Consider the following 16220-nt stretch of genomic DNA (forward strand, 5'->3'; position numbering starts at 1 on the left):
CAGTGAAAAAGTTGCAAAGGAAACGAATGCGCGCGACGGCGCGCGCCGCGCCTTCGGCTTGGATTCGCTTCGTACAGGTGTTGTAGCCTTGAAGGATGAATGTCCTCCTCGATACCAGCGACGAACCGTTGCGCGCCGTAGATTTCGCCTCCACCGACGCCTTGCTGCGCGACGACGTCAAAACGCTGGGCGCATTGGTCGGTGAGATTCTCGCCGAACAGCGCGGGCAGGGCTTCCTCGACGAGGTCGAGCGCCTGCGCCGCGCCGCGATCCGCCGCCGCGAAGCGCAGGCGCCGATCGGCGCGCTGGCCGACGCGCTGGCCGACACCGATCTGGAGCAGGCCGGCGATCTGGTGCGCGCTTTCGCCACCTATTTCCAGGCGGTCAACCTGGCCGAACGCGTGCACCGCATCCGCCGCCGCCGCGACTACGAACGCAGCGGCGCCGGCGCCCAGCCCGGCGGCTTGCGCGACGCGCTCGGCACTCTGGCGCGGCAGGGCGTCAGCGCCGAGGAAGTGGTTGCGCTGCTGGCGCGGCTGCGGATCGAGCCGGTGTTCACCGCCCACCCGACCGAAGCGGTGCGGCGCGCGTTGCTGGAGAAGGAGCGCACCATCGTCTCCTGCCTGGTCGACGATATCGATCGTGGCCGTACCCCGGCCGAGCGTCGCGCCGACCGCGAGCGCATTCGCCTGGCTCTGACCGCGAGCTGGCAGACCGCCGAAGCGCCGGCGGCCAAGCCCAGCGTCGCCGACGAGTTCGAACACGTCGGCTTCTATCTGTCCGAGGTGCTGTACCGGGTGCTGCCGGTGTTCTACGAAATGTTCGAGGACGCGCTGCGCGAAACCTACGGCAGCGCGGCCGCGTTGCCCGACCTGCTCGGCTTCGGCACCTGGGTCGGCGGCGACATGGACGGCAATCCCAACGTCGGCGCCGACACCATCGCCGCTACCCTGGCCGGCCAGCGCGCGCTGGTGCTCAATGCCTACCGGCGCGAACTGACGTCGCTGGCCGAGCTTCTGAGCCAGTCGGTGAGCCGGGTGCGGGTCGACGATGCGGTGTTGGCGCGGGTCGAGGATTACCGTTATCAGCTGCCCAAGGCGGCGGCGCTGCTCAAGCCGCGCCACGCCGACATGCCTTACCGCAACCTGCTCAGCCTGATGGCGGCGCGGTTGCAGGCGACCCTCGACGAGAGCGTGCACGGCTATCCCGACGCGGCGGCGTTCCTGGCCGACATCGGCCTGATCGAACGCAGCCTGGCCGCGCACCAGGGCGCGCACGCCGGCGGTTTCGCGGTGCGCCGCCTGCGCCGCCGCGCCGAGTGTTTCGGTTTCCATCTGGCCAGCCTGGACCTGCGCCAGGACTCGGCCACCCACGATGCCGCCCTGGCGGCGCTGCTCGACGAACCGCAATGGGCGGCGCTGGACGTCGCCGCGCGCGCGGCGCGCCTGCACGGCGTGCTCGACGGCGAAGCGCCGCCGCCGCGCAGCGCCGCGAGCGCGGCGCAATCGACCCTGGACGTGTTCCGCGCCGTGGCCCGGCTGCGCCCGCGCTACGGCGAACGCGCCTTCGGCCCTTACATCGTCAGCATGAGCCGCAGCGCAGCCGATGCGCTGGCGGTGCTGGCGCTGGCCAAGACCGCCGGCTGCGCCGAGCGCGACGGCCGGGTGCCGCTCGACGTCGCGCCCCTGTTCGAGACCGTCGACGACCTCGACGCCGCCGCCGACACCTTGCGCGCGCTGTTCGCCGACCCGGTATACCGCGATCATCTGCGCCTGCGCGGCAATCGCCAGGTGGTGATGCTGGGCTACTCCGACAGCGCCAAGGACGGCGGCATGCTGGCCTCGCGCTGGGCCCTGCACCGCACCCAGAGCGCGCTGACCGCGCTGGCCGCCGAAAGCGGCGTGCGCATCGCCTTCTTCCACGGCCGCGGCGGCTCGATCAGCCGCGGCGGCGGCAAGACTGAGCGTGCGGTGATCGCCGCGCCGCGCGGCTCGGTCGACGGCTATCTGCGCCTGACCGAGCAGGGCGAGGTGATCCACCGCAAGTACGGCATCCGCGCGCTGGCGCTGCGCAACCTGGAACAGACCACCGGCGCGGTGCTGCGCGCGACCCTGCGGCCGCGGCCGCCGGAACCTCGCGGCGACGGCTGGCGCGCGCTGGCGGCCGAACTGGCCGCGCAGGCGCGCGAGCACTACCGCGCGCTGGTGCACGAGAACGAGCTGTTCCCGGCCTATTTCCGCGCCGCCACGCCGATCGACGTGATCGAGCGCCTGCGCATCGGCTCGCGCCCGGCCAAGCGCGCCGGCGCCGGCGACATCGGCTCGCTGCGCGCGATCCCGTGGGTGTTCGCCTGGTCGCAGAACCGCGCCGGCCTGACCGCCTGGTACGGCGTCGGCACCGCCCTGGAGCGCGCGCTGCAGGCGCACGGCCGCGAGACGCTGGCCGAGATGGCGCGCGACTGGATGTTCTTCGGCACCCTGGTCGACGATCTGGAGATGGTCCTGGCCAAGTCCGACCCGGCGATCTTCGAGCGCTACTCGATGCTCGCCCGCGAGCTGCCCGAAGGCGACCTGCACGCGCGCTTCCATCCCGGCATCGCCGAAGAGTTCGAACGCACCCGCCGCGCGGTGCTGGCGATCAAGGGCAGCGACGAACTGCTGACCGGCGACCATCGCCTGCGCCAGTCGATCCGTCTGCGCAACCCTTACGTCGACCCGATCAGCCTGTTGCAAGTCGACCTGCTCGCCCGCTGGCGCGCCGCCGGCCGTCCCGACGACGCCCTGCAACAGGCGCTGGTGGCGACGGTCAACGGGATCGCGGCGGGGGTGCAGAATACGGGGTGAGGCGGGGATTGGGATTCGCAAGGCGGGTCGTCGCGCTGCGGGGTAGGAGCGGCGCCAGCCGCGACCGCGACTCCGCGGCGACGACGCGATTGGCCGCGATGCGCTCGCGTTGTGCTCCTTGTAGGAGCGGCGTCCCACAGGGATTTCCTCCGGTCATAAGCCGCGACAACCGAAGCGGTGCAATACCACGTTTCTTGCCGAAGCCCATCCACCGACCAGCGCTCGCGACCATCGGCCGATCTCCACGGGCTTCGGCCATTGCGCTTGCGACCACCGCTTCGGTTGTCGCGGCTTATGCCGCTCCTACAGGAGCCGCACGCTCTGGTGGGGGGCGTCGTCGTTGCGGAGTCGCGGTTGCGGCTCGCGCCGCTCCTACCCATAGAGCGAAGCCGCACCGTAGGCTTTGCGTATCCCCAATCCCAAATCCTCAATCCCGACCGCCCAATGACGTCTTTCGCTGCAGGGTTCCTGTTCGCCGGTTGGCTGGCGGTCGCGGCTTGCGCGCTGCTGTGGAGCGCGCGCCGGCCGCGTTGGTCGGCGCGCCTGCGGCCCGCGGTCGCCGGTGCGACCGTGGGCGCGATCGCCGGCGCGTTGGCGATCCAGGCCTTGTTCGCGCAGATGGCCGGCGTTTCGCTCGACCAGGCCATGGACGCGAGCGCATCGCCGCCGCTGCGCACGTTGATCTTCACCGCCTGGACCGCGACCAAACTGCTCGGCTCGGTATTGCTGCCGGCGTTGGGCTGGTTGATCGGCCTGGTCGTCGGCCTGTGGTGGGGCGCCAGGCGCCAGCGCGCGCAAGCGTCCGCCCTGTAGGAGCGGCGTCGGCCGTGACCACAGTAGCGGTGCGCGCAAGCGTGGCGGCCGCAGCGCGGATTTGCGGACGGCTTGGCCAACGTGTGGCAGTCGGCGGGCCGTGCACGGCTCGCGGTATTTCGCCGCTGCGGTGGTCGCGGCTCACGCCGCTCCTACAGAGGGAGGACCGGCGCGTCGTCGTTGTCGGCTAGCGGTCGGGCCGCGCAACCATTGCTTTCGAATCCCCAATCCCGAATCCCCAATCCCGGCTTTCTGATACTATAGGGGGGTATAGGATGCCAGCCGCCTCCGGAGCCCGCCGTCATGCCGCATTCGCCGGAAGAGAAAAAGCGCGTACTGACCCGGGTGCGCCGGATCAAGGGCCAGACCGAGGCGCTGGAGCGCGCGCTGGAGGCCGGCAGCGAATGCGCGGCGGTGCTGCAGCAGATCGCGGCGATCCGCGGCGCGATCAACGGGCTGATGTCGGAAGTGCTGGAAAGCCACATCCGCGAGGAACTCGGCCAGGCCGTGGCCGACCGCGGACGCGACGCCAGCATCGACGAGATCGCCGCGTTGGTGCGCTCGTACCTGAAATGACCGCGCATCCGACCTAAGCTGCCGCGGCCGAGCGCCGCGACGGATCCGTTCCACTGTTTCCCTTCCCGGGACGCCACCACCAGGAGACATCGCCCATGAGCCGGGTCATCAAGAGCCGCGCCGCCGTCGCTTTCGCCGCCGGTCAGCCCCTGCAGATCGTCGAGATCGACGTCGAACCGCCGAAGGCCGGCGAAGTGCTGGTGCGCATCACCGCCACCGGCGTCTGCCACACCGATGCCTTCACCTTGAGCGGCGACGACCCGGAAGGCCTGTTTCCGGCCGTGCTCGGCCACGAAGGCGGCGGGGTGGTGGTCGAGGTCGGCGAGGGCGTGACCAGCGTCAAGCCGGGCGACCACGTGATCCCGCTGTACACGGCCGAATGCCGCAAGTGCAAGTTCTGCCTGTCGGGCAAGACCAACCTGTGCCAGGCGGTGCGCGCGACCCAGGGCCGCGGCCTGATGCCCGACGGCACCAGCCGCTTCAGCTACCAGGGCCAGCCGATCCATCACTACATGGGCTGCAGCACTTTCAGCGAGTACACGGTCGTGGCCGAAGTCTCGCTGGCGGTGGTCAACCCCGCGGCGCCGTTGGAAAAGGTCTGCCTGCTCGGCTGCGGCGTCACCACCGGCATCGGCGCGGTGCACAACACCGCCAAGGTCCAGCCCGGCGACACGGTCGCGGTGTTCGGCCTCGGCGGCATCGGCCTGGCGGTGATCCAGGGCGCGGTGCAGGCCAAGGCCGGGCGCATCATCGGCGTCGACACCAACCCAGGCAAGTTCGAGCTGGCCAAGGCCATGGGCGCGACCGACTGCGTCAACCCGAAGGACCACGACCGTCCGGTCCAGGACGTGCTGGTCGAGATGACCGACGGCGGCGTCGACTTCAGCTTCGAATGCATCGGCAACGTCGAGGTCATGCGTTCGGCCCTGGAGTGCTGCCACAAGGGCTGGGGCGAGTCGGTCATCATCGGCGTCGCCGGCGCCGGCCAGGAGATCCGCACCCGACCGTTCCAGTTGGTCACCGGCCGAGTCTGGCGCGGCTCGGCCTTCGGCGGAGTCAAGGGCCGCACCCAGTTGCCGGGCATGGTCGAGCAGGCGATGAAGGGCGAGATCGATCTGGATCCCTTCATCACCCATACCTTGCCGCTGGAACGCATCAACGAAGCCTTCGACCTGATGCACGAGGGCAAGTCGATCCGGACCGTGATCCACTACTGAGCGCGAGTCCCTCACCCCAACCCCTCTCCCGCAAGCCGGAGAGGGGCTGAGGTGGCGAGCGTTACGCCGCTCAGCCAAGCGTAAAGGCAGTAGTTTCTTACCCTGTTGCGTGAGCGCCGAATGTTGTCCCTTCTCCCGCTTGCGGGAGAAGGTGCCCCGCAGGGGCGGATGAGGGCCACGAGCGACCGAGAACCCGACATGCAACGAATCGAATCCCACGCCTGCCACGGCGGCCGCCAGGAAGTCTGGTCGCACACAGCGACCACGCTCGGCTGCGCGATGCGCTTCGGCGTCTACCTTCCGCCGCAGGCCGAACGCGAAGACTGTCCGGTGCTGTATTGGCTGTCGGGGCTGACCTGCACCGAGCAGAACTTCATCACCAAGGCCGGCGCGCAGCGCTACGCCGCCGAGCACGGGCTGATCCTGGTCGCGCCGGACACCAGCCCGCGCGGCGAGGGCGTGCCGGACGCGGAGGGCTACGACCTCGGCCAGGGCGCCGGCTTCTATCTCAACGCGACCCGGCCGAAATGGGCCGGCCACTACCGCATGTACGACTACGTGGTCGAGGAACTGCCGGCGCTGGTCGACGCGCACTTCCCGACCGGCAGCGCGCGCGGCATCAGCGGCCATTCGATGGGCGGTCACGGCGCGCTGACCATCGCGCTGAAGAATCCGGGCCGCTACCGCAGCGTGTCGGCGTTCTCGCCGATCGCCGCGCCCTCGCACAGCCCCTGGGGCGAGAAAGCCTTCAGCGCCTACCTGGGCGACGACCGCGAGACCTGGAAGGCCTGGGACGCGACCGCGCTGATCGCCGGCGCGCGCGAGCGCCTGCCCTTGCTGATCGACCAGGGCGATGCCGACGAATTCCTGGTGCCGCAGCTCAAGCCGGAACTGCTGCGCATCGCCTGCGAGGTCGCCGGCCATCCGCTGCAACTGCGGATCCGTTCCGGCTACGACCACAGCTATTACTTCATCGCCAGCTTCATCGGCGAGCACATCGCCCACCACGCCGCCGCCTTGCGCGGCTGATCGGCGGTCGCGACCGCGGCACGCGTCATCGCGCGTGCCGCGTACGTCGTGTCGCCGGGCCGCTTTCGCCGGTTGCCTTTCGCTGGTTCCGTTTCGCTAGTTCCCGGCTCGCGGCTGCGTTCAAGCGGCGGTGACATCCCGCAATTCCCACCCGCTGCCCGCCAGCAGGCGCAGCCGATGCTTGATGATCGTGCCCGACAGCGCGGTGGTGACCACCAGGTCGATGCGCAGGTCGCGCTGTTCGCCGTGCACGGTCGCCGCCGGGTCGGTGGCGCCCAGGCTGGGATCGACGTCGTCGGGATCGGGCTGCTTGGCGCGCCAGCGCTCGAACAGGCCGTCGCCGCGCAGGGCGGCCTGCAGTTCTTCGGCGAAACCCTCGGCGCTGACCGCGCGGAACGACAACGCAGCGTCGCTGCCGCGGGCGCGTTCGCCGTCGGGCAGGGTGAGGTAGTAGCGGGTGGCCATCATGGCGCCTCGTGCGGAAGTTGCCGCCAGCCTAGGCCGGCGAACCTTGTTGGTTTGTGAACGCGCGAGGCGCGCAACGCCGGCGATCGCCGGTCAGCGCGCCGCGCCGCGGGGTCGGCGCCCGCCGCGCGCAGGCGCGGACGCGTCGTGCGCGTCCGCGTACTCGCTGCGCAGCGTCTCGATCAGCGAATAGACCCAGGGCCGGGTGGCCAACAACAGGCCGACGCTGCGTCGCTTCGACGGCGGCAGACTGAGATCCAGTTCCGCGGATTCCTTGAACTCCGCCTGCAGGCGCTCCAGCTTGCGCCGCAGCACCGCCAGCGACGCCGCGCCCAATTCGCGGATGTCCAAGGCCAACAGGGCGTCCGACGACTGGAATCCGTCGAGCAGGAACTCGCGGCTGGCCGCGCCCAGGTAGCGTGCGCGTACCGGGCCGTCGTCGCGCCAGGAAAAATCGCGCGGCACGCGCAGGCGCACCTTGTCGCCGGGCAGCAGTTCGGCCAGCGCCAAGCGGTCCAGGCGCGCCAGCAGGCGGGTCAGTTCGGCCGCGCTCAGGCCGAAACCGGCGCGGATCGCGTCGGTGCGCCAGCCCTGGCAGAGCAGGTGGAACACGGTCATCAGCCTCGGCGACCGCGCCAGTTCCGCCTCCTGCTTCGGGCTCAGGTGATGGGGCTGGTCGCGCGCGCCGCGGGCGCGCCGCGCGAGCTCGAAAAAGTCCAGGTCCAGCGCGGCGCAGATGCGCTCCAGCCGTTCCAGGTCGATGCGTCCGTTCGACAGCAGGCGTTTGACGGTGGGCTCCGACAGGTCCAACGCGCGGGCCAGATCGGCATAGCGCCAGCCGCGCTCCTTGAGCGTGGTCTTGAGCGCGGCGAGCAGGCGTTCGCGTTCGGCCATGGGGCGAAGGTGCGGGCAGTCGGAATGGAAGGGATCATAATCCGATACTTGTTTCGATGCGGTTGCTGTTTCCGATACCGGGCGGCCAAGGTGGGCCGGCCTCGTCAACGGTATCCGCCATGTCCGCCGCCCTCGTGCCGCACCGCGCTACGCCGCTGTACCTCAACGACGTCCACTCCGGCCTCAACCGCACCGCCGTCGCCGGCCTGCTGCAGCCGCGCAGCCTGGAACAGGCCTGTGCGGCGGTGCGCGACTGCGCGCGCCTGGGCCGTTCGACCATCGCCGTGGGCGCCCGCCACGCCATGGGCGGCCAGCAGTTCCTGTCCGGCGGCTGGCTGCTGGATACCTCGGGCCTGGACCGCATCGTCGATTTCGACCCCGAGCGCGGCTTGCTCACCGTCGAGGCCGGCGTGCAGTGGCCGGCGTTGCTGGCATGGCTGGCGCGGCATCCGCACAACGTCCGCGGCTGGACCATCCGCCAGAAGCAGACCGGCGCCGACGGTTTCAGCCTGGGCGGCGCTTTCGCCGCCAACATCCACGGACGCGGCCTGGCGTTCGCGCCCTTCGTCGAGGACGTCGAGTCCATCGTCCTGATCGATCACCGCGGCGAGGCGCGCATCGCCGACCGCACGCGCGACGCCGAGTGGTTCGCCCTCGCCGCCGGCGGCTATGGCCTGTTCGGCCTGGTCGCGCGGCTGACCCTGCGCCTGGTGCCGCGCTCGGTGCTGCGACGCGAAGTCGCGCTGCTGCGGGTAGGCGAACTGATCGCGCATCTGCAGGCGGCGATCGCCGACGGCTGCAGCTACGGCGACTTCCAGTTCGCGATCGACCCGGACAGCGACGATTTCCTCGATCTGGGCATCGCCTCGTGCTATCGCCCGCTCGCCGACGCCGTGCCCGATCCGGCGCCGCGCCACCTCGGCGGCGAAGACTTCGCCCGCCTGCTGCGCCTGGCGCATACCGATCCGAGCCGCGCGTTCGCCGAATACGCCGCGTTCTATGCGGCCACCGATGGCCAGCGCTACGCTTCCGACAGCCAGCAGGCCGGCGTCTACCTGAACGGCTACCACGCCGGCGTTGACGTAGCGCTGGGGCATTGCGGCTCGGAGATGATCACCGAGCTGTACGTGCCGCGCGAGCGCCTGGCCGAGTTCATGGCCGCGGCCGCCGCCTGCCTGCGCCGCCATCGCGCGCAGCCGATCTACGGCACCGTGCGCCTGGTGCGCGCGGAACGCAGCAGCATGCTGGCCTGGGCGCGCGAGGATTGGGCCTGCATCGTGTTCAACCTGCACGTGCGCCACGATCCGGCCGGCCGCGCCGCCGCGGCGGACGCGTTCCGCGGCCTGATCGACCAGGCCCTGGCCTGCCGCGGCAGCTACTACCTGACCTACCATCGCCATGCCACGCGCGATCAGGTCGAAGCGGCTTACCCGCAGTTCCGCGCCTTCCTGCGGCGCAAGCGCGAGCTGGACCCGGACCGGCGCTGGGACAGCGACTGGCTACGCCACCACGAAGCGCTGTTCGCGCGAGCCGGCGCATGAACGGCGGCGCATGAACGGCGTGTCCACCGCGATGCTGGTCGCCGCTGCGAGCGTGCGCGACGGCAGAGAGCGGGGCGAGCCGTCGGCGCAGGCGCAGCTCGCCCGTGCCTGCCTGGAACGCTGCGGCGCCGGTGGCCGCGGCCTGTTGCGCCTGGTCGATCATGCGCTGGGGCGCTCCTGCCTGAGCGCGCTCGAGGCGCTGGCCCTGCCGGGGCTGCGTGGGCACTACGCCTGGCGCAAGCGGCGCATCGCGCAATGGGCCGATCGCGCCTGTGCGGACGCAGCGGCGCAGGCGGTGCTGATCGGCGCCGGTTACGACGGCCTGGGCTACGGCTTGGCGCAGCGGCATCCGCGGCTGCGAGTGTTCGAGCTCGACCGCGCCGATACCGTGGCGGTCAAGCGCGAGGCCTTGCGGAGCGTGCGCGCGCACGCTCCGCGCCTGCGGCTGCTGGCGACCGATCTGCAGCGCGACGAGGCGCTGGGCGAGCTGTTCGCCGATCCCGGCTTCGATCCGGTCCGGCCGACCCTGTGCGTGGCCGAAGGCCTGTTGATGTACCTGCCGCCGGCGCGCGCGCAGCGCCTGCTGGGCGAACTGGCCCGGCGCCTGCCGCCGTGTTCGGTCTTGCTCGCCACGGCGATGGAACTGCGCCGCGGGCGGGCGCGTTTCCGGCGCGAGCGGCCGTGGGTGCGCGCCTGGCTGCGGCGGCGCGGCGAACCGTTCCGCTGGGGCTGCGAGCGCGACGCGATCGGCGCCTGGCTGGGCGCGTGCGGCTGGACGCTGCACGCGCTGGCCGAGCCGGAAGACTCGGACGATCCCGATCCGAGTCCCGGCGAATGGCTGTTCATGGCCGAGCGCGCGACGTCGCCGCCGCGCTAGTCCGGCTCAGTCCTCGTCGCTGTGCGCCTGGTGCGGGCCATGGCCCTTGGGGCAATGGCAGACCGACGTCGGGCCGTACTCCAGGCCGAAGGTCTGGCCGTCGCGATGGCGTTGCCAATAGAAGTGGGGCGCCTTCTCGCCGCGGTTGCCGAGTTCGGCCATGTCGGCGTCGACATCGAACAAACGGCCGTCGACCATCACGTAGCGGGTGTCGATGGTCGAGCGGATGTTCTCCAGCGGATTGCTGTTGAGCACCACCAGGTCGGCCTTCTTGCCGGTTTCCAGGGAGCCCAGCTGCTTGGACAGGCCGAGGTAGTCGGCGCCGTCGATGGTTGCCGCGCGCAGCGCTTCGAAGTTGCTGAAACCGCCCTGCGGCAGCATCCAGATCTCCCAGTTCGCCGACAGGCCCTGCAACTGGCCGTGGCCGCCGATCTGGATCTTGATCCCGGCGTCGCGCAGCTTCTTCACCGACTTGGCGACCTGGACATGCCAGTAGTCCCAATCCGGCGCGGTCTCGCGCCGGATCGAGCGCGCGTCCAGGGTCTCGCGCGGGAAGAAGCGGTTGAGCTTCTTGTCTTCCCAGACGTTGTCGCGCGCGTACCACCAGTATTCGCCGGACAGGCCGCCGTAGCTGACCACCAGGGTCGGGGTATTGCGCACGTCGGTCTGCCGCCACAGTTCCAGCACGTCCTTGTACAGCGGCGCGACCGGGATGTTGTGCTCGATGCCGGTGACGCCGTCGAGGATCATCGGCAGGTTGTGGTTGAAGGTCGAACCGCCTTCCTCGACCACCAGCATGCCCAGCTCGCGCGCGGCCTGGTTGATCTGCTGGTGCTGCTCGCGGCGCGGCTGGTTGTAGCTCTTGACCGAGAACGCGCCGTTGGCCTTCATCCGGCGCAGGTGGCTGCGCGCGTCGTCGATCGAATTGACCACCGCCTTGAAGTCGCCGTCGGCGCCGTACAGGATCGTGCCGGTCGAGAACACGCGCGGGCCGACCATCTTGCCGGCCTTCAGCAGTTCGGCTTCGGAGAACACGAACTCAGTGGTCGCCGAGGGATCGTGCATGGTGGTGATGCCGAACGCGAGGTTGGTGTAATAGGCCCAGTTCTGCTGCGGCACCACGCCCTGGCCGAAATGCGCGGCATGGGCGTGCACGTCGACAAAGCCCGGCAGGATGGTCTTGCCGCTGGCGTCGATGCTGCGCGCCCCGGCCGGCACCGCGACCGAGCCGCTGGGGCCGACCGCGACGATGCGGTCGCCGCGCACCACCACGGTGCCGTCCTCGATCACTTCCTGCTCGCTCTCGGCATTGCGCATGGTCACCACCCGCGCATGGGTGAAGGCGACCGTGTCCTGCGCCGCGTACACCGGCAGTTCCAGGCCGACCCGCACGCCGACCTCGTCGGCCGACGGCTTGGGCAGGGTCGCCGGCGCGCCGGGCAGGAAGGCGAAGGCCTGGTTGAGCGGGCGCGAGTGATAGCGGTCGCCGACCATCCAGTGCAGCGACCTGGAATCGGCGGCCCAATGCAGATAGCTGCCGACGTCGGCGCTGACCTGGGTCACCGGCATCGCCTTGCTGTCGCGGCTGAGTTCGACCGGGCCGGTGCCGCCGGTCATCAGCGGCGCGACATAGGCGTTGAAAAGCTCGGTGAAGGCGACCCACTTGCCGTCCGGGCTGAGGCTGACCGAATCGACGTACTTCAGGCTGTAGACCTCGCGCGGGTCCTCGCCGTGCAGGCCGACCGACATCAGCTTCTTCTTCAGCCCGCCGCCGGTCAGGTAGAACACGCGCGTGCCGTCGGCGCTGAACTGCGGGGTCTCGCCGCTGTCGGCCACCCGCACCGGCTTGCCGCCGTCGGCGCTCATCACGTAGATGCCGCGATCGACCGACCACAGGCTGCCGGTGAGACCGCCGCCGCCGCTCTTGGTGTAGACGATGCGCTTGCCGTCGGGCGAGAAGCGCGGGCCGTAGTAGAAGCCCTTCTCCTGGGTCAGGCGCTTGCCTCCGCCGCCGCCGGCCGAGGCGACGTAGATCGCGCCCAAGGCTTCGTCCGACCAGGTGGTGTACAGCAGCTTGCTGCCGTCGGCGCTGAAGCTGGGCTGGTATTCGTAAAGATTGTCGTTGCCGGTCAGGCGTTCGGGCTTGCCGTCGGGCAGGCGCTTGCGCCACAGCTGGCCGACCGCGTGGAAGACCAGGGTCTTGCCGTCGGCGCTGGTGGCGACGTCGCGGATCATCTTCGGCGCGAAGCGGCCTTCGTCGAGGGTCTGCTCGAAGCGCAGCGGCGCGGTCACGGTCTGCTCGACCGCGGCGGCGAACGGGATAGGCTGCGGCTTGCCGTCGCCGATCGCGACCCGCCACAGCTTGCCCTGGGCCCAGATCACCACCGCTTTGGAATCCGGGGTCCAGTCGAAGTTGGCGTAGGGGCCGAAGATCGCCCAGGCCTCCTGCATGTCGTGCGACAGCCCGTCCCAGACCGGGCGCGCTTCGCCGCTGGCCAGGTCGAACACGTGCAGCACCGACTTGTCGCGCACGCGCTTGACGAAGGCCAGCGACTTGCCGTCCGGCGAGGGCTGCGGCCGCACCGCGCCGCCGGCGGTATCGATCAGGGTCTCGCTCTTGCCGGTCTGCCGGTCCAGGCGCTTGATCGCGTAGATGGTGTCGTGCGGGTTCTTGTTGTACTGGAAGCTGGGGCCCGGGGTGACGTCTTCGGAGTAATAGACGTAGCGGCCGTCCGGCGACACCGCCGGCTCGCCCAGGTCCTGCTGGTCGTTCTTCTGCTTGGTCAGCTGCAGGCCGCCGCCACCGCCGGCGGCGTGGTAGATCCACAACTCGCCGGCGCCGAGCGAGCGTTCGCCGGTGAAGTGCTTGCGGCCGATCAGGAACTGGCCGTCCGGCGTCCAGGCCGGGTTGTTGAGCAGGCGGAAGTCTTCCTTGGTGACCTGGGTCGGCTGGCTGCCGTCGGCGCGCATGCGCCACAGGTTGTTGCCGCCGCCGCGGTCGGAGGTGAAAGCGATCTCGCGGCCGTCGGGCGAGAAGCGCGGCTGCACGTCCCAGGCCGGGCCGCTGCTGATGCGCCGGGCCTGGCCGCCGCCGATCGGCAGCAGGTAGACGTCGCCGAGCAGGGAGAAGGCGATCTGGCGGCCGTCGGGCGAGACGTCCAGGTCGATCCAGGTGCCTTCATCGGTGTCGAAGCGCACCGCCTTGGTCGGGCCGTGGGCGGCGGTCACGTCCCACTTCTTGTCGTCGGCCTCGGCGCCGGGCTTGCTCGCGCCCTTGGCGGTCTGCGCCGGCGCGCGCGCCGGATCGGTGCCGGCCGGCTTGAGCGCGTCCTGCTCGAGTTGGGCGGCGGGTTTGTCGCCTTGCTTCTTGTCCTGCGGCGCGGGTTGCGGCGCGGGTTGCGGTGCGGGCTGCGGCGGGTTCTGGGCGAACGCCGGCGCGGCGAACGCGCTGGCCAGGGCGAGGGCGAGCAGATGAAGACGGGGCATCGAGCGGCTACCTGGGAACGGGCAAGGTTCCGAGCCTAACCGCTGCCTCGGTGCCGGGGCCTGGGCTGGAAGTCCTGTGCCGTCGGACAGGGGGCGTCGCCGGTGCGGCGCTATCCGCGCTGCGCTCTACACCCGTCATTGCCGCGAAGGCGGCAATCCAGAGACTTCAGAGCCATGTCGCGTTGAAGCCCTGGATCCCCGCCTACGCGGGGATGACGAGCAAAAGAAGGCGAGGTGGCCGCTTTAATCGATTCCCGATTCCCGATTCCCGATTCCCGATTCCCCATTCCCAGCTCCTCACCCCTCGAACTGCGCCTGCTCCGCGGCGAAGCCCAGCGCCAGCGCGCCCTTGCCGACGTTGACCATGCCGGTCAGGCTCATCACGCTTTCGAACAACTCGACGTTGTTCTCGGCGCAGGCCGCGCGCAGGCGGTCGTAGCCGGGCAGGGCGCGCAGCTCGGCCAGTTCGCCGCCGTAGCTCACGCACATCGTCGGCGTGGCCAGGCCGCCGGCGCTCTTGCGCGCGGCGAACTCGAACAGCTTCTGCGCGGCCTGGTCGTAGCCCTTGATCTTGGCCACCGGGCCGGTTTCGCCGCGGTTGCAATGCAGCACCGGCTTGATGTCCAGGGCGCTGCCGAGCGCGGCGCTGAGGAAACTGACGCTGCGGTCGCCGCGCACTCGGGTGCGCGCGCGCAGGTAGTTGAGGTCGCGCGGAATCAGATAGCCGTGGGTGTGCAGGGCCAGGTACTCGAGCCGGGCGCGGATCTTCGGCGCGCCTTCGCCGGCTTCGCGCAGCCGCGCCGCCTCGACCGCGGTCACGCCCTGGGCGGCGAACAGGTTCAAGGTGTCGATCACGCGCAGAGCGAACGGGGTGTGGATGCCGGCGGCGCTGCGCACCGGCTTGTAGTCGTTGAGGATCGCGAAACTGGCCTGGTTGGCGTTCTCGTAGACCGGGCTGCGGGTCTTGGTGATGGTCAGGCAGAACACGTAGTCGTAGTCGATCGCCAACTGGCTGACGAACAGGTCGCGCACCTGCTGCACGGTGTACGGCGTGGTCTCGGCTTCGAAGCCGCGCTCGGCCAGATGGGTGTGCAGGAACTGCAGGGTCGCCTGCTCGTTGCGATGGTCCGCGAGCACGGCCTGGCCGATGCGTACGGTGATCGGCAACAGGTGGATATGGTGTCGTTCCAGGTACTCCAGCGGCAGGTCGCAAGCGGAGTCGACGACGATTCCAATGCGCATGTTCCCCCCCGGGTCGTGGCTGGTATCAATCGAATGTTACGAGCATACCTTTTTGTGGCGACGATCACGCATCGGCTTTGCATCGCTTGGCGGGCCAGGTTCAGGTGCGCCGTTGCTGGCCCAGGGGCAACCTTGTCAGACGCTGCATCTCCGGATCGTGAAGCAGCTCGGGATGCTGCAACGCGGCAAGCGCGAACTCGTGGGCGTCGTAGCCCCAGAACAGCTCGCTTCCGAACTTCAACGTAGGAACGCCGTAGACCCCGGCCGCGATCGCCGCGTCGGTATTGGCGCGCAGCGCGGTCTTGGTCGCCTCCGCGCCGAGCGCGGCCGGGTCAACGCCGAGCGCGTCGATCACCGGCTGTAGCGCCTCGATGCCGTCGCCGGCCTGGCCGCGGCGCCAGATCCAGTCGAAGATCGCATCGACCGCCTCGGGCGTGCCGCCGGCGACGATGCACAAACGCAACGCCGCGATCGGGTTGAACGGATGCGCCGGCGGGTAGCGCAGCTCGACCCCGTCGCGGCGCGCCTGCCACAGGGTGTGGCGATAGGTGAACTCGCGCTTGCCGGGGATTTCCGCCGGCCCCTTCTGCCCGCGCGCCTGCAGCACCGCGGCGAACACGATCGGCACCGGTTCCACCGCCAGTTCGGCCAGGCGCGGGCGCAGCTTCTGCCAGTGCAGATAGGCGAACGGCGAGATGAAATCGAAGAACCAGCGCCGCTCGCCCGCCGCCGCGCTCACTTCCAGGCCCCGAGGATCAGGCCGTACAGGGCGAACTGAAGGATGTGGTAGCCGCTGTCGATCATCCACAGCATCAGTCCGCGCTGGGCGAAGGCGTAGTTGATGCCGAAGCTCATCGAGACGAAGAACAGGCCGACCACGAAGCCGACCCCGAAGCCGTCGGCGGCGTTGGCCGACGGCGGCAGGAACACCGCGAACACCAGCGCGGCCAGGAAGCTGCACGCGATCGCGGTGGCGAAGATCAGCGCCGGGTGGCGCGGCTGCGCGTCCGGGTCGATCCCGGCGGCGCGGCACCACTGTTTCTTGAACAAGGGCCCGTACCACAACCCGCCGAGCAGGAACGAAGACGCGGTCGCGGCGAGGATCGCCAGCCAGTTGAGTTCCAGGGTGGGCAGGGTCATCGCGGCGTCTCCGGGGTTGCGGGTCGAGTCGACGGCCCCGCGCTCGGCGACGACGGTGGCCGTCGACAGCATACGCCGCACCGCACGCCCGCCGCAG

13 protein-coding genes are annotated in these 16220 nt (G+C 70.1%); 7 read left to right on the forward strand and 6 right to left on the reverse strand.

Annotated features, from left to right (window positions below):
* Nucleotides 1-95: 95 nt before the first annotated feature.
* The 5 genes from ppc to fghA all read left to right on the forward strand — a co-directional run bounded on the left by ppc (nucleotide 96) and on the right by fghA (nucleotide 6478).
* Nucleotides 96-2843, forward strand: coding sequence for a phosphoenolpyruvate carboxylase (gene ppc, locus K4L06_RS09025; RefSeq protein WP_221671076.1), 2748 nt, complete (start codon nucleotides 96-98; stop codon nucleotides 2841-2843).
* A gap of 444 nt (nucleotides 2844-3287) precedes the next feature.
* Nucleotides 3288-3656, forward strand: coding sequence for a hypothetical protein (locus K4L06_RS09030; RefSeq protein WP_221671077.1), 369 nt, complete (start codon nucleotides 3288-3290; stop codon nucleotides 3654-3656).
* A 303-nt stretch (nucleotides 3657-3959) separates the two neighbouring features.
* Nucleotides 3960-4232, forward strand: coding sequence for a formaldehyde-responsive transcriptional repressor FrmR (frmR, locus tag K4L06_RS09035; protein ID WP_221671078.1), 273 nt, complete (start codon nucleotides 3960-3962; stop codon nucleotides 4230-4232).
* Between the two features lie 107 nt (nucleotides 4233-4339).
* A complete protein-coding gene (locus tag K4L06_RS09040) occupies nucleotides 4340-5449 on the forward strand; it encodes an S-(hydroxymethyl)glutathione dehydrogenase/class III alcohol dehydrogenase (protein ID WP_221673576.1) in 1110 nt (369 codons plus the stop codon).
* 198 nt (nucleotides 5450-5647) lie between these two features.
* Nucleotides 5648-6478 (forward strand): S-formylglutathione hydrolase, encoded by an 831-nt coding sequence (fghA, locus tag K4L06_RS09045; RefSeq protein WP_221671079.1) that lies wholly within the window; start codon nucleotides 5648-5650, stop codon nucleotides 6476-6478.
* Nucleotides 6479-6598: 120 nt separating this feature from the next.
* Here fghA and K4L06_RS09050 read toward each other — a convergent pair whose 3' ends face one another.
* Both K4L06_RS09050 and K4L06_RS09055 read right to left on the reverse strand, forming a co-directional pair.
* Complete coding sequence (locus K4L06_RS09050; RefSeq protein WP_221673577.1) at nucleotides 6599-6943, reverse strand: hypothetical protein; 345 nt, start codon at nucleotides 6941-6943, stop codon at nucleotides 6599-6601.
* A 93-nt stretch (nucleotides 6944-7036) separates the two neighbouring features.
* Nucleotides 7037-7837 carry a helix-turn-helix transcriptional regulator gene (locus K4L06_RS09055; RefSeq protein WP_221671080.1) on the reverse strand — a complete coding sequence of 267 codons (801 nt, stop codon included), beginning with the start codon at nucleotides 7835-7837 and terminating at the stop codon, nucleotides 7037-7039.
* 119 nt (nucleotides 7838-7956) lie between these two features.
* Between K4L06_RS09055 and K4L06_RS09060 the strand changes: the two genes are divergently transcribed.
* On the forward strand, nucleotides 7957-9378 hold the full coding sequence (locus K4L06_RS09060; protein ID WP_221671081.1) for an FAD-binding oxidoreductase: 1422 nt from the start codon (nucleotides 7957-7959) through the stop codon (nucleotides 9376-9378).
* A 10-nt stretch (nucleotides 9379-9388) separates the two neighbouring features.
* Nucleotides 9389-10255, forward strand: coding sequence for an SAM-dependent methyltransferase (locus K4L06_RS09065; RefSeq protein ID WP_221671082.1), 867 nt, complete (start codon nucleotides 9389-9391; stop codon nucleotides 10253-10255).
* Nucleotides 10256-10261: 6 nt separating this feature from the next.
* Here the strand turns inward: K4L06_RS09065 and K4L06_RS09070 are convergent, their stop codons facing one another.
* The 4 genes from K4L06_RS09070 to K4L06_RS09085 form a co-directional block, all read right to left on the reverse strand.
* The gene (locus K4L06_RS09070; RefSeq protein WP_221671083.1) at nucleotides 10262-13741 is read right to left on the reverse strand and encodes an amidohydrolase family protein; all 3480 of its coding nucleotides are present in this window, start codon (nucleotides 13739-13741) and stop codon (nucleotides 10262-10264) included.
* 297 nt (nucleotides 13742-14038) lie between these two features.
* The gene (locus K4L06_RS09075; RefSeq protein WP_221671084.1) at nucleotides 14039-14983 is read right to left on the reverse strand and encodes a DegV family protein; all 945 of its coding nucleotides are present in this window, start codon (nucleotides 14981-14983) and stop codon (nucleotides 14039-14041) included.
* 100 nt (nucleotides 14984-15083) lie between these two features.
* Complete coding sequence (locus K4L06_RS09080; RefSeq protein ID WP_221671085.1) at nucleotides 15084-15722, reverse strand: DsbA family protein; 639 nt, start codon at nucleotides 15720-15722, stop codon at nucleotides 15084-15086.
* A complete protein-coding gene (locus K4L06_RS09085) occupies nucleotides 15719-16123 on the reverse strand; it encodes a DUF1761 domain-containing protein (RefSeq protein ID WP_221671086.1) in 405 nt (134 codons plus the stop codon). Before K4L06_RS09085 ends, K4L06_RS09080 begins: the two co-directional genes overlap by 4 nt.
* Nucleotides 16124-16220 lie beyond the last annotated feature (97 nt).

It is taken from the genome of Lysobacter sp. BMK333-48F3 (genome assembly GCF_019733395.1).
Classification (GTDB): Bacteria; Pseudomonadota; Gammaproteobacteria; order Xanthomonadales; family Xanthomonadaceae; genus Lysobacter.

Bases quoted from the DNA above. Each gene is read 5' to 3' on its own strand.
- ppc (WP_221671076.1), top strand. From the start codon at position 96: ATGAATGTCCTCCTCGATACCAGCGACGAACCGTTGCGCGCCGTAGAT.
- K4L06_RS09030 (WP_221671077.1), top strand. From the start codon at position 3,288: ATGACGTCTTTCGCTGCAGGGTTCCTGTTCGCCGGTTGGCTGGCGGTC.
- frmR (WP_221671078.1), top strand. From the start codon at position 3,960: ATGCCGCATTCGCCGGAAGAGAAAAAGCGCGTACTGACCCGGGTGCGC.
- fghA (WP_221671079.1), top strand. From the start codon at position 5,648: ATGCAACGAATCGAATCCCACGCCTGCCACGGCGGCCGCCAGGAAGTC.
- K4L06_RS09050 (WP_221673577.1), bottom strand. From the start codon at position 6,943: ATGGCCACCCGCTACTACCTCACCCTGCCCGACGGCGAACGCGCCCGC.
- K4L06_RS09055 (WP_221671080.1), bottom strand. From the start codon at position 7,837: ATGGCCGAACGCGAACGCCTGCTCGCCGCGCTCAAGACCACGCTCAAG.
- K4L06_RS09060 (WP_221671081.1), top strand. From the start codon at position 7,957: ATGTCCGCCGCCCTCGTGCCGCACCGCGCTACGCCGCTGTACCTCAAC.
- K4L06_RS09065 (WP_221671082.1), top strand. From the start codon at position 9,389: ATGAACGGCGTGTCCACCGCGATGCTGGTCGCCGCTGCGAGCGTGCGC.
- K4L06_RS09070 (WP_221671083.1), bottom strand. From the start codon at position 13,741: ATGCCCCGTCTTCATCTGCTCGCCCTCGCCCTGGCCAGCGCGTTCGCC.
- K4L06_RS09075 (WP_221671084.1), bottom strand. From the start codon at position 14,983: ATGCGCATTGGAATCGTCGTCGACTCCGCTTGCGACCTGCCGCTGGAG.
- K4L06_RS09085 (WP_221671086.1), bottom strand. From the start codon at position 16,123: ATGACCCTGCCCACCCTGGAACTCAACTGGCTGGCGATCCTCGCCGCG.